The sequence below is a fragment of the Xanthomonas sp. NCPPB 2922 genome, assembly GCF_041520885.1.
Lineage (GTDB): Bacteria > Pseudomonadota > Gammaproteobacteria > Xanthomonadales > Xanthomonadaceae > Xanthomonas > Xanthomonas campestris.
This window is the reverse complement of sequence record NZ_JBGOFY010000002.1, coordinates 24909-37141: the sequence shown is the minus strand read 5'-3', so window position 1 is coordinate 37141 and position 12233 is coordinate 24909. Positions and strand designations below refer to the sequence as shown.

The 12233-nt window shown below is 64.1% G+C and carries 12 protein-coding genes; 7 read left to right on the top strand and 5 right to left on the bottom strand.

The window, feature by feature from the left end; translation table 11 throughout:
* Nucleotides 1-240: 240 nt before the first annotated feature.
* From ACD584_RS02655 to ACD584_RS02640, 4 genes are all read right to left on the bottom strand, one after another.
* Entirely contained in the window at nt 241-1602 is a 1362-nt protein-coding gene (locus tag ACD584_RS02655) for a peptidoglycan-binding domain-containing protein (protein WP_076036570.1), read from the bottom strand.
* Between the two features lie 54 nt (nt 1603-1656).
* Complete coding sequence (locus ACD584_RS02650; protein WP_043921563.1) at nt 1657-1962, bottom strand: lysozyme inhibitor LprI family protein; 306 nt, start codon at nt 1960-1962, stop codon at nt 1657-1659.
* A 387-nt stretch (nt 1963-2349) separates the two neighbouring features.
* Entirely contained in the window at nt 2350-3267 is a 918-nt protein-coding gene (locus tag ACD584_RS02645; RefSeq protein WP_175611594.1) for a hypothetical protein, read from the bottom strand.
* 222 nt (nt 3268-3489) lie between these two features.
* Nucleotides 3490-4290, bottom strand: coding sequence for an N-acetylmuramoyl-L-alanine amidase (locus ACD584_RS02640; protein WP_076036573.1), 801 nt, complete (start codon nt 4288-4290; stop codon nt 3490-3492).
* Between the two features lie 153 nt (nt 4291-4443).
* On the opposite strand from ACD584_RS02640, the gene ACD584_RS02635 reads away from it, so the two are divergent.
* The 6 genes from ACD584_RS02635 (at nt 4444) to ACD584_RS02610 (ending at nt 10286) form a co-directional block, all read left to right on the top strand.
* Nucleotides 4444-5853, top strand: coding sequence for an SH3 domain-containing protein (locus tag ACD584_RS02635; RefSeq protein ID WP_139328376.1), 1410 nt, complete (start codon nt 4444-4446; stop codon nt 5851-5853).
* Entirely contained in the window at nt 5850-6944 is a 1095-nt protein-coding gene (locus tag ACD584_RS02630; protein WP_076036575.1) for a dipeptide epimerase, read from the top strand. Before ACD584_RS02635 ends, ACD584_RS02630 begins: the two co-directional genes overlap by 4 nt.
* A 163-nt stretch (nt 6945-7107) precedes the next feature.
* Complete coding sequence (locus tag ACD584_RS02625) at nt 7108-7884, top strand: L,D-transpeptidase (RefSeq protein WP_076036576.1); 777 nt, start codon at nt 7108-7110, stop codon at nt 7882-7884.
* Nucleotides 7881-9182: an APC family permease gene (locus tag ACD584_RS02620; RefSeq protein ID WP_076036577.1), complete on the top strand. Its 1302-nt coding sequence runs from the start codon at nt 7881-7883 to the stop codon at nt 9180-9182. The genes ACD584_RS02625 and ACD584_RS02620 overlap by 4 nt, the downstream gene beginning before the upstream one ends.
* Nucleotides 9183-9269: 87 nt before the next feature.
* Nucleotides 9270-9767 (top strand): hypothetical protein, encoded by a 498-nt coding sequence (locus ACD584_RS02615; protein WP_076036578.1) that lies wholly within the window; start codon nt 9270-9272, stop codon nt 9765-9767.
* A 171-nt stretch (nt 9768-9938) separates the two neighbouring features.
* Nucleotides 9939-10286, top strand: a complete 348-nt coding sequence (locus tag ACD584_RS02610) for a hypothetical protein (RefSeq protein WP_014506334.1) — start codon at nt 9939-9941, stop codon at nt 10284-10286.
* A 39-nt stretch (nt 10287-10325) separates the two neighbouring features.
* On the opposite strand, the gene yiaA is transcribed toward ACD584_RS02610, so the two are convergent.
* A complete protein-coding gene (gene yiaA / locus ACD584_RS02605) occupies nt 10326-10760 on the bottom strand; it encodes an inner membrane protein YiaA (protein WP_012439434.1) in 435 nt (144 codons plus the stop codon).
* Between the two features lie 170 nt (nt 10761-10930).
* Between yiaA and ACD584_RS02600 the strand changes: the two genes are divergently transcribed.
* Nucleotides 10931-12109 (top strand): PQQ-dependent sugar dehydrogenase, encoded by a 1179-nt coding sequence (locus tag ACD584_RS02600; RefSeq protein WP_014506333.1) that lies wholly within the window; start codon nt 10931-10933, stop codon nt 12107-12109.
* Nucleotides 12110-12233 lie beyond the last annotated feature (124 nt).

The following is a 12233-nucleotide window of genomic DNA, read 5'->3' as shown; positions in this document are numbered from 1 at the left end:
CGTTGGGCGGGATACGCGGAGATGGTCAGAAAGACACGCTTGCCGGATCGCATGCTGCCATGCGGATCCGACCAAGTTGGATCAGTTGTTGCTGGACTTTGGACTTACGAATCAGAAAACAGAGATCACGGAACGATACATATCCAAGCAATGCCGACACTTGGGCAGCACCAGCCCGGTGGATCACCGGGTTGGCGACTGCTGTCTCAACAGGTCACAACGTCATCCGCATAAGCTTGCTCAGCGCGCCGGGCCCGTCTGTGTCTGCGCGGTCTGCGTGCGCTGCTGCGCGTCCTGACTTTGCCGCTGCGTCTCCGCTGTGAGCTGTTGCTGGCTCTGCTCCAGCGGCACCGCTGCGGCCTGTTGCTTGTCCACGTAGGCACGATTCACATCGAGCGGGTTATTGGGGTTTCGCTCCACTGCAATCAAGCCCTTGCCATTGGTACTCGGCACCAACTCATCGATACGCGACATACCACTCACCTTGGCTTCAAATGCTACTTGGCTGGCGGCGCGTTGCATCTCATCGCGATTCTGGAAACCGCCGTTCGGCCCTTGTTTTTCCAGCTGCTTGACGGCCTGATCGAATAGCGGGTTATCGCGGCGCAGCTGCTCAACTCCCTCTTGCCTTTGCACATTCTTGTCGATAGATGCAAGTGTTTCCGGGCCAGCCTTGCCATCCACGCCTTTCAACCGATTTTCCTGCTGGAACTTCTCTACCGCAGCCTCGGTTTTGGGACCATATGTGCCGATGGCATCCTTCGCATCCAGATATCCCAGCTTGGAGAGCTTTTCCTGCAACTCCTTCACTGGAGCGCCCTGCTCATTGCGCTTCAGGACCCCATCGCCCTTATCTACACTATGGGCGCCGTGCTTTTCCAGCTGAGAACGGTCATGTGCTGCAGGCTCTTGGCTCGCCTTGGCAACCGTCTTATCCGGGTCTGCCAGTTCGATCAGATCCGCTTTCTCGTTCTCAGCGCGATCCTTCAGGGAATCCAGCGTTTTTTGCTTCTCAACACGAGGAAAAAGCCCCTTGACGTGCTCGGCTTTGTAATCCTGCACTGCACTAACGATGTCCTTGTCGGAAAGCTTGGAGAGCTCGTAATCTTTACCAAACTTCTCTTCCAGCCCCTTCAAAAAAACGCCAGATCCGCCGGGCTTTTTATCGCTTCCCGGACCGTACTGCACAGCAGTGCTCCACAGCGCATCCTGCACGGCCGGACCACGGTCGGACAGATCCACGCCTTTGTCGCTCAGTCGGTCCACCAGTTTGTCGTAATGCGTCCGCTTGATGTAGTCGTGCTGCTCCTGCGGAAAAGAAGCATCGGTCCTAGCCAACTCCTTCCACTTGGCACTGAAATCGGCAGAGCCAGGCGTCAAACCCGCAAAATCGTCGGTGTATTTACTGTTCTTCACGAAGGCCGCAACGGTACCTCCAACGATGACATTGCCTTCCTTTGTCTTGACCTGGGACGTCATCTGATAAGAGCCGTAAGAAACACCGCCCGGATCATCGATACCGGACGACACTGTACTTGCGCCTCGCCCGCCGGTTTCGTAATGCTTAGAGGTTTGACCCAACTCCCAGTCCTTGTTGCTCATCGCACATCTCCTTATCTAAGAACCAAATTACAGTTGTCACGAGAAACGCGGAATTCAAAGCGATTCAAGCTCGGCTGCTCGACTCGCCGTCATGTCGAGACGGCATTCGGCAGCATCTACGCGCCCCGCCTGCCCGCTATCGGGATCGTAGTAACACTTTTCATCGCGATCAGCGATCCATTGCCGCTGCTGATCGCGCAGCTTGCTCTGCTCTGTGCCATCCAGCTTCGCAATCAGCGCCTTGTAGACCTTATTCAGGCGGGAATCCTGGTACTCGTGCTCAGCAGAGATGCAATCCAGCATTGCCGGGGTTGCACCTGCGGCGTTAGTAATGCATTCGTCATAGGAAGGTCGCAGCAAGGGTGAATCTCCTTTTGGTTTTGATGACCCAGGCGCAGCCTGCGCCTGGGTAGCTTGCGGACTGGAAGGCTGTGCATCAGCGGCAAATGCCACATCGTCGGTAGGTGAGGCGGAAGCTGGCGCACTGGATCCGTTCGGTGAAGCAGACGCGGTTGATTGAGCTGGCGTGGAAGATTCGCCACTACATGCAGCCAGCCCGCATAGCGCAAGCAGACATGAAAGACGAAGGACTTTGACGGTGACCATTGATGGAATTCATCCTTTTGGCTTGCACGGATCGGGATGGGAGTTCTAGACGATCAGTGAATCAGTGCCCATTATATTTCCAGCTGCGGTGATAGTCCTTCAAGGACACGTTCAATAAGAAGGAGACCTTAAACAACATTTTTAGCGATCCAGCAGCGGCGTATATGCCTGCTTCGCCGCGTCATAGGTGTAGGTGACCGCGTCATTTGCGCCGAGGGTGCGGATCTTGCCTGGGCCGGAAACGGTGGTGCCCTGCATGACCACCCGCAGCGACGGCATCCGGCCGGATTTGGCCGGCTCGAAGCTCAGCGTGCCGGTGCTGGTGACGCATTTCATCGTGCCTTCGTCGTCACAGGCTGCGCTGTTGTCGTCGCCGGTCACCACGGTGCCCAGATAGACCCAGCCCTTGTAATCGCCCAGGTCGTTTTTATTCGGGTCGAACGTAAAGATGGCAAAGTCTGAGAGGGTGACGCCGGTGGCGAACCGGGTGGTCGGCACTGCGAGCAGCAGATGGCCGTCCTTTGTCTGCGTGCTCTGGGGTTTGCGCTTCTCATCGAGCGGGTCGGCTTTTTCGTTTGCGCCAAAATCGCCCGCCCATTGCTGCGCGTGGAAGAGCGTCCAGGTCGGCTTGCCGCCTGTCTCGTCCAGCACATAAGTGGCCTGGCTGATACTCACCCCGACGTTGGGATCAGGGATGTCTTCTTCTTCGGATTTGCCGTATTTGCCCGGCCCGGTATTGGCAAACCCCGTGTAGTAGTGCTTGCCGCCGAGGTCGAAGCGGTAGCCGTACCAAAAGGTGGCGGTCGCGCCATTATCGATGGTGTAGGACTCCGAGCCATCGCCCTTCATCCCGTAAACATCGTTCAGCACCTTGCCGGGCGTGGGCAACTCCACGGCAACGTGTTGCGGCTGCGCTGCGGGTGCCAGCGCCGGTGCGGCCTGCGCGGCGGTGGCTGTCGCTGCCGGCGTGCCCGCAGGCGCCGCGTCGCTGGCCTTCTCCGAGCAACCGCCCAGCATCAGCATGGTCGCCGCCCACAGCAGTGTCTTCCTGAGCCTCATCACGCGACATCCTTCCAGGTTTTGGCGGGCCGATCCTAGCAAGAATGCGCGGTAGACCCAGTAGATTTCGGAAGCCAGCCCACCGGATGTGGGCGGATTAAGTGCTTGGCTTCAACCCGGGCCTGCAGGAAGTCCGCGGGCCATCCTTTGCCATGTGGCCCGCGCGGGCATTCTGCCTTCGATCGCCGGCCGATCCAGCGACTCGGAGCGAACCCGTGGGCGCTAGTTCGCCTCGGGCGCAGCTGCCAGAACGAGCGCCGTCGCCGGTACCGTCAACGGTCGCGTCAACGCAAACAGGATGCGCAGATCTTCCGCGTCCAGCACCTTGGCGTCATTGCCGCGGAAGTGGTGGTGGAAGGCCTGCAGGGTAGCGGCGGGGTCGTCCAGGCTGTAGCCGAGCAGGGCCAGTGCCTGCCAGGGGTCGAAGCCGGCGGGCGCGGCGGGGCTGTCGGCGGCCGGCCAGCGGCCGAAGCCGGCATCGGCCAGGCGCTTCCACGGGAACAGGGGACCGGGGTCGTTCTTGCGTGTGGGCGCGACATCTTCATGCCCGACGATCTGGGTGCGCGGGATGCGCAGGCGCGTGCACAGGTCCTCCAGCAACACCAGCAGGCTGTCGATCTGCGCCGGGGCAAAGGACTCGTGGCCGTCATTGTCCAACTCGATGCCGATCGAGGCCGAGTTGATATCGGTAATGGTGCCCCAGCGCCCGGCCCCGCCATGCCAGGCGCGTGCGCTGTCGGCGACCAGTTGATAGCGCCGGCCATCCTCGCCGATCAGGTAATGCGCGCTGACCCGGCCGCCGCTGTTGCGGCCGCGCAAGGTGGTCAGGCTCTGCTGCACGGAGTGCTGGTCGGTAAAATGCAGCACGATCAGGAGCGGGCGCCGCGCATCCTGGTTTGGCGACGGCACCCACTGGGCCAGCGGGTTGCGCTGCGGCGCATGCGCGCACGCGCCCAGCAGCAGCACCGCCGCGCACAGCGCGGCACGTGACCACAGGTGCAACGCACGAGGACGAGGGGGCATCCGGTTCTCCTTCAATGACCGCAAACGCAGGCAGGTGCGACGCGCGCCGGCCTGGGCACACGTGCGGGTGAGCGCCGCGCGGGCACAGCGCAACGCGACTAGACTAAACGCTTCGCAGCATGCCGGCCGCGGCCATCGTCGAGAACTCCTGCCATGCCTGTGTCGCGCCCTCTGTGCTTATGGTTGCTCTGTCTGGTCGTGATGCTCGCCAGCGGTATGGCGTGCGCGGACAGCTCGCCTTCCCTGCAGGCACCATTCGCCGTGAACGACGCGCAGCTGCAGGCCGATTACTGGATCGCACGCAGCGACATGGCCAACGCGCCGCGCATGTCTGGCACGCAGATCGCCGCGTTCAATGCACGGCTGTTGCGTGACGATGCCTCCACGCACGACCTGGCGCGCCTGCCCGCCACGCTGACGGCCGCGCAGGTGCGCGCATGGATCCAGACGCTGTCGGCAACGCCAACGCGCACGCTCTACAGTACCGACGGCCAGACGCTGACTGCAGCGCAGCTGGATGCATTGCGGCAATCGCTGGCGCTGGATGCGTTACCCGCGCGGATCATGCCGGCCTATGCCCTGGTGGTGCAGCGCGCCGCCTTGCGCACCTTCCCGACCACGCAGCGGGTGTTCACCACTCCAGACGACCGCGATATCGACCGGTTTCAGGAGTCGGCGCTCTACCCCGGCACGCCGGTCGCCGTGCTGCACACCAGTGCCGACGGTGCGTGGCGCTTTGTGCTGGCCGAAAACTACGCCGCCTGGGTCGCCAATGATCAGCTGGCGGTGGGCACGCGCGCGCAGGTGCTCGACTACGCACAACGCGGCCCGCGCCTGGTGGTGACTGGCGCACGCGTGCAGAGCGCCTACACGCCGGAATTGCCGTCGGTCTCCGCACTGACGCTGGACATGGGCACCAACCTGCCGCTGCTGCCGCGCTGGCCGCCACAGACGCCGGTCAACGGGCAATTGCCGCTCGCCGCGTACGTGGTGGAACTGCCACAGCGCGATGCGCGCGGTGCTCTGCAGCTGGTGCCGGCGCTGGTGCCGCGTGGTGCCGATGTGCACATCGGTGCGTTGCCGCTCAGCGAGGCAGCACTGCTGCGCCAGGCGTTCAAGTTCCTGGGTGAGCGCTACGGCTGGGGCAACGATTATGCAGCACGCGATTGCAGCGGCTTCGTGCTGGATGTCTATCGCAGCCTCGGCATCGCGCTGCCACGCAATACCGGCGACCAGGCGCGCAGCCCGGTGCTGCACAGCGTGCCCTTCGATCAACGCGCTCCCTTGCCACAACGGCAGCAACAGCTGGCGCGGCTACAGGTGGGCGACCTGATCTACATCCCCGGCCACGTAATGCTGGTGATCGGGCATGTGCAGGGCACGCCGTGGGTGATCCACGACGTGGCCGGTGCGGGCTACCGCGATGCCGCCGGCGCCCTGCAGCGCGCGCGCTTGAACGGTGTCTCGGTCACGCCGCTGCTGCCGCTGCTCGCCGGCGACGGCACCCCCTTCATCGACCACATCACCCGCATCCAACGCGTCGCAGCTACGGCCTTGCCATGAAGATCACCGGTTTCCGCCTGGGCATGCTGCGCGTGCCGTTGAAAACCCCGTTCAAGACCGCGGTGCGCACGGTGCAGGCTATCGAGGACGTGGTGGTGCTGCTCCAGACCGACGGCGGCCACATCGGCTATGGCGCTGCGCCCGCCACCGCGCTGATCACCGGCGAGACGCATGCCAGCATCATCGCTGCCATCACGCACTGCATCGGCCCGCGCCTGGTCGGCCAGGACGTGGCCGATCTCAACCGCTTATGCGGGCTGGTGCAGCAGGCGCTGGAGCGCAACAGCAGTGCCAAGGCCGCGGTGGAAATCGCACTGTACGATCTGTGGGCGCAGGCATTCGATGCGCCGCTGTATCAGCTGCTGGGCGGCGGCACTCCGCGCATCACCACCGATATCACCATCAGCGCCAATCCCATCGAGGTAATGGTGGCCGATGTGCACGACGCGCTTGCGCGTGGCTACCGCGCGCTGAAGATCAAGGTCGGCAAGGACATCGACTCGGACCTGGCCCGCGTGCAGGCGATTCACGCTGCGGTACAAGGCCGCGCATCGCTGCGGCTGGATGCCAACCAGGGGTGGACGCCCAAACAGGCGGTGCGCACCATGCGCACGCTGGAGCATGCAGGCATCGCTCCGGAGTTGCTGGAGCAGCCGGTCAAGGCTGCCGACCTCGATGGCCTGGCGTTCGTCACCGCCCATATCGACACCCCGGTAATGGCCGACGAAAGCGTGTTCGCACCGGCGCAGGTGATCGACCTCATCCAGCGCCGCGCGGCCGACATCGTCAACATCAAGTTGATGAAGACCGGTGGGTTGTCGCAAGCCATCCGCATTGCCGATATCGCTGCGCTGTACGGCATGCCGTGCATGATCGGCTGCATGATCGAATCCAGCATCAGCGTCGCCGCCGCAGTGCATCTGGCGGTGGCCAAGGCCGACAGCATTACCCTGGCCGATCTGGATGCGCCGGCGCTGGGGCAGTTCGACCCCACCGAGGGCGGCGTGCATTTCAATGAGGCGCAGATTCATATCGACGACGCGCCCGGCCTGGGCATCCGGCGCATCCGCGGGCTGGAGCTGTTGCCCTGATCGGCGCACATGCCGCGCAGCGCTGCGTTGCATCCACCGATGCGCAGGCGCGCGCGTTGCTGGGTACAGTAGCGATCAGGCGTGCAGTGCCGAACGGCAATACGGTGCGCGCCGCCCCCTTTGCAGCGGTGTCTGCCGCTGGTCAGTGATCACTGGAGCCTGCATGCGCATCGCTGTGTTGTTTCGATCCTTCGTGGTGCTGGCGGTCCTGCTGAGCAGCAGTGCGGCAAGCAGCGCCGCACCGGTGCCGGCACTGGAGGCGGCACGCGCCCTGATCGTGGTGACCACGGCGGACTGGGACAGCACCCAGGCGCGGCTGCAGGCCTTCCACCGCGTGGATGGCCACTGGCAACCGGCCGCACCGGCGTTTGCCGTTGCGCTGGGCCAGCATGGCAGCGCCTGGGGCGAGGGCCTGCACCCGGCCCAGACGCAAGGCCCGCAAAAACGGGAGGGCGACGGCCGCAGCCCGGCCGGCATCTTCGCCATCGGCCCCGCGTTCGGCTATGCGCCGCAGATCGATAGCGCCATGCCGTACCAGCCGATGCAGGCCAGCCACTACTGCATGGATGTGCCCAGCTCGCCGCTGTACAACCGCATCGTCGATGCCGACCAGGTGGGCAAGGCCGCGGTGGCCGGCTCGACCGAACCGATGCGCCTGGATCTGCGCCAGCCCGGCGATGCGCGCTACCAGGAAGGATTCGTAATTGCCCATAACCCACAGGCGATTCCCGGCCGCGGCAGCTGCATCTTCGCGCATCTGTGGCGCAGCCCCGGCCATGCCACCGCCGGCTGCACCGCGATGGCGCCGTCAGACATGCAACGCTTGCTCGCCTGGTTGAAGCCCGAGGACGCGCCGCTGTTCGTGCTGTTGCCACGTGCCGAGTACGCGCGCCTGCAACGCAGCTGGCAGTTGCCGGCACTGGCGCAGGCCACGCCATGAGCAGCCAGGGCGATGAATCTCCCGCGCTGGTGCGCGCGGTCAGTCGCTGGCAGATCGTGGGCTTGTCGATCAACGATGTGATCGGCAGCGGCATTTACCTGCTGCCCGCGGCCACGGCCGCGCTGCTGGGGCCGATGAGCCTGTGGGCGGTGATGCTGGCCGGCCTGGCAGTGGCGCTGCTGGTGCTGTGCTACGCCCAGGCGGCCAGTTATTTCGATACGCCCGGCGGCAGCTATCTGTATACGCGCGAAGCCTTCGGCCCGTTCACCGGCTTCCAGATCGGCTGGATGATCTGGCTGACACGCATCAGTTCGGCCGCTGCATTGAGCAACGGGCTGGCCGATGCGGTGGCGCGCTTCTGGCCGGCCGCCGGCAGCAACGGCTGGGAACGCCTGCTTGTGGTGGTGGGCTCGCTGGGCTTGCTCACCGCCATCAACGTGATCGGGGTGAAGTCAGCCGCACGCACCGGCGTGGCGCTGGTGATCGGCAAGCTGGTGCCGTTGCTGTTGTTCGTGGCCATCGGCCTGTTTTACGTGGATTGGTCGTGGGCCTTTGCCGGCAGCACGCCGGACCTGCGCGACCTGGGTAACCTTGGCGAAGCCGCGTTGCTGTTGCTGTTTGCGTATGCCGGCTTCGAGAACATCCCTGCCGCTGCAGGCGAGTACCGCAACCCGCGCCGCGACGTGCCGTTCGCCTTGATCACCATGATCGTCACCGTGACCCTGATCTATGCCGCCGTGCAGGTGGTGGCGCAGGGCACCCTGCCGAATCTCGCGGCATCGCCGACGCCACTGGCCGATGCCGCCAGCCGCTTCGGTGGCGAAGCCCTGGCGCTGATCCTCACCGTGGGCGCCACCATCTCCATCCTGGGCACCACCAGCAACACAGTGATGTTGGGCCCGCGATTTTTATTTGCGCTGGCCCAGGACGGCTACGGCCCGGCCTTTTTGGCGCGCGTCCATCCGCGCTTCCACACCCCGGCGGCAGCCGTGCTCACGCAAGGCGTGCTGTCGCTGGCGCTGGCCTTGTCGGGCTCGTTCACGCAGCTGGCACTGCTGTCGATGGTCACGCGACTGTTTGCCTATATCGGCACGGCGGCGGCGGTGATCGTGCTGGCACGCCGTTATCGCGCGCGCACCGATGCCTTGCGCCTACCCGGCGGCCCGCTCATTCCCATCGCCGCCCTGCTGTTGTCGCTTGGCCTGTTGGCGAGCGCCAGCTGGCAGAACCTCGCCGCCGCCGGGCTGGCCTTGCTGGTGGGCTGCGTGTTCTACCTATTCCCGCGCAAGCCGGTCTGAGCACTTCGCGCCGCGCTCGCGCAGCGCTCACGCACGACTAACCGCGTGCGCATGACGCTGCCACGCACAGTCCTGCGGGAGGTTGCGATGAAGCTGCGCCGTGTCTACAGCACACCGAATGTCGACAGTGCCCAACGCGTCCTGCAGGCCGCGCGCGGCGCGGGGCTCGACAACGATGCGCTCTCACTGATTGCGCGTTCGGATATCGAAGTGGAAGGCGTTCCCGACGAACGCAAGGACGCCAAGACCGACTTCCTGCCCGCCGCCGCCCGCGGCGCTGCCACCGGCGGTGCCGCGGGCCTGGTCGCAGGATTGGTCGCCATCGCGGTGCCGCCAATTGGGCTCACTGTCGCTGGCGCCGGTGTCATGGCCCTTGCGGGCGCTTTGGTTGGCACGTGGTCGTCCGCGCTGGTGGGCGCCACCGTGCCGGATCCGGTGCGACGCCAGTTCGAAGACGAGATCGAAGCCGGTCGCGTGCTGGTGGTGATCGATGCCGAAGAACAGGAACTCCACAATGCGGAGACCGCGCTGGTGAGCGCAGGGGCAACGCCGTTGCCGTATGAAGCCGCGTCAGCGGCGACCTGAAGCATCAGCGGAAATGCGATGCGGGCTCAATCGCATACTCCGAGCAAACCACTTCAGCTTGGACAACACACCCACGAGCACCACAGTTTGATCTACCCATCACCCGGCGTGCCATGCAGTTAACAACCGCCGCCCTAGGGTATTTCGCACATTCGAACGACGGAGACGCGCATGAACGTTCCCTACCAGATTCCCGGCCGTGCCCCGGACGAAGGCCGCAACCAGAACGTTTCGCAATACTGGCGCGAGCGTTTCACCGAGGAGCCGTATTACGCCGAAGGCGATCGCTACGAAGATTATGAAGCCGCGTATCTTGCCGGCCACGAAGCACGCGTGCGCGATATGGCACGCGCCTACGATCAGGTGGAAGCCGAACTGCATCGTGACTGGGATGCCAATCGTGGGTCTTCATCGTTGAGCTGGAGCAAGGCCCGCCATGCCGTGCGGCGCGCATGGGAAAGCGCTGCAGAGTTTGTCAGTGGCGATGACCACGCCAAGAACGCAGAACGCCACCGTTGAGGTGGCGTTTCGCGTTAACACGTACCAGCTGGTGCAGTGTCAGTCCAGCGCAGGCGGGACGGCGCGGCGCACTGACCCCGCCGGGCCATCCATCGCATCACGCGTGTTCTTCTGCACCGCGACCGCGCCAAACAGGCTCAGTGCGTAGGCCATCGCATAGAAGCCTTTTTCGCTGAGCAGCAGTGTTGCGTTGAACAAGCCAATGGTCAGCAACAACAGCGCTGCAATCAGCGAGAACCAGCAGATGGCGTAATACAACCCGGTGACCGGAATACCATCGACACGGTCGCGCACACTTTTTTGCAGCGATACCGATGCGAACAGGCCGAACAACAGCAGGGTGAAGTAATAGCCCTTTTCGTTGAGCAGCATTTCGGCATTCCACAGGCCGACCAGATAGGCGCCGCCACCGAGCAGCAAGGCGGCCCACGATGCGGCGACAAAGGCAAACGAGGTTTTCTGCGTGACAGCCATGGAAACTCCTTTTCATGGTGAAGCATCGAGAGGGGACCCGGCGGTCTCGCAGATGGTGATCTACGACAAGGGCGGCCTGGACGGCGTCGTGTAAGGTACTTGAAAACCCGACGCGGGACACGTTGTGGGAGGGCTGCGACGTGACCGTGCCTCATCCCCTGGAGGACCTCATGTCAGTTCGACGTCTGCTTGCCCTGGCCTGCACGGCCAGCTTGTTTGCCACCGGCGCCGCATTTGCCGCACCTGCCACCGCGCCGGCAGCGTCCATTCCCAAGGCGCAATGGCCGTTCCAGGCCACCACCGTGGCCGATTTCGATGAGCCGTGGGCCATGACGTTCCTGCCCGACGGCAGCCTGCTGGTCAGCGAAAAGCGTGGCGCGTTGATGCGCCTGGACCTGAAAACAAAGCGCAAACGCGCCATTACCGGCATCCCCACCGTCGCTTACGGCGGCCAGGGCGGTTTCGGCGATGTGCTGGCGCATCCGCGGTTCGCCCGCAATGGGCTGGTGTACGTGAGCTACGCCGAACCTGGCGAGGGCGACGTGCGCGGCGCGGCCGTGGCGCGTGCCAAGCTGACATTGGACGCAAACGGCGGCGGCAGCCTGTCGGACCTGAAGGTGATCTGGCGGCAGGACCCGAAGGTGACCGGCAACGGCCACTTCGGTCATCGCCTTGCCTTCGGCCCGGACGGCAAGCTGTGGATCAGCTCCAGCGAACGCCAGAAGTTCACGCCCGCGCAGGACATGCAGGCCAACCTGGGCAAATTGATTCGTCTCAACGACGACGGCAGTGTGCCTGCCGACAACCCCTTCGCTGCGCAAGGTGGAGTTGCCGCGCAGGTGTGGTCGCTGGGCCACCGCAACATCCTGGGCATCGCGTTCGACAGCAAGGGCAAACTGTGGGAACACGAAATGGGCCCGCTCGGTGGTGATGAGCTCAACCTGATCCAGCGTGGCGCCAATTACGGCTACCCGGTGGTGTCCAACGGCGACAACTACGACGGCACGCCCATCCCGGATCACAACACGCGCCCGGAGTTCGCTGCGCCCAAGATCAGCTGGACGCCAGTGATTTCGCCGGCGGGGTTTGTGATCTACAGCGGCAAGCAGTTCCCGGCATGGCGCGGCAATGGCTTCATCGGCGGGCTGTCGTCGATGGCGTTGGTGCAGGTGTCCCTGGACGAACAACCGCGCGAACTGGCCCGTTACGACATGGGCGCGCGCATCCGCGAGGTGGAGCAAGGTCCAGATGGCGCGCTGTGGCTGCTGGAAGACGAGGCCAGCGGCAGCACCGGCCGTCTGCTCAAGCTGACACCCAAGCGCACCGGCGCTGTCGAGGAAGATGCGTGAACCAGCGAGTTTGAGTAGGGGAGTCATGCCATCGCCACGCACGCATCGCGTGCTGGCGATGGTCATGATGCGAAGCGCCGAGTGATCGGCGCTTTTTTCTGCGACACGTACTTCTGCAGCATGT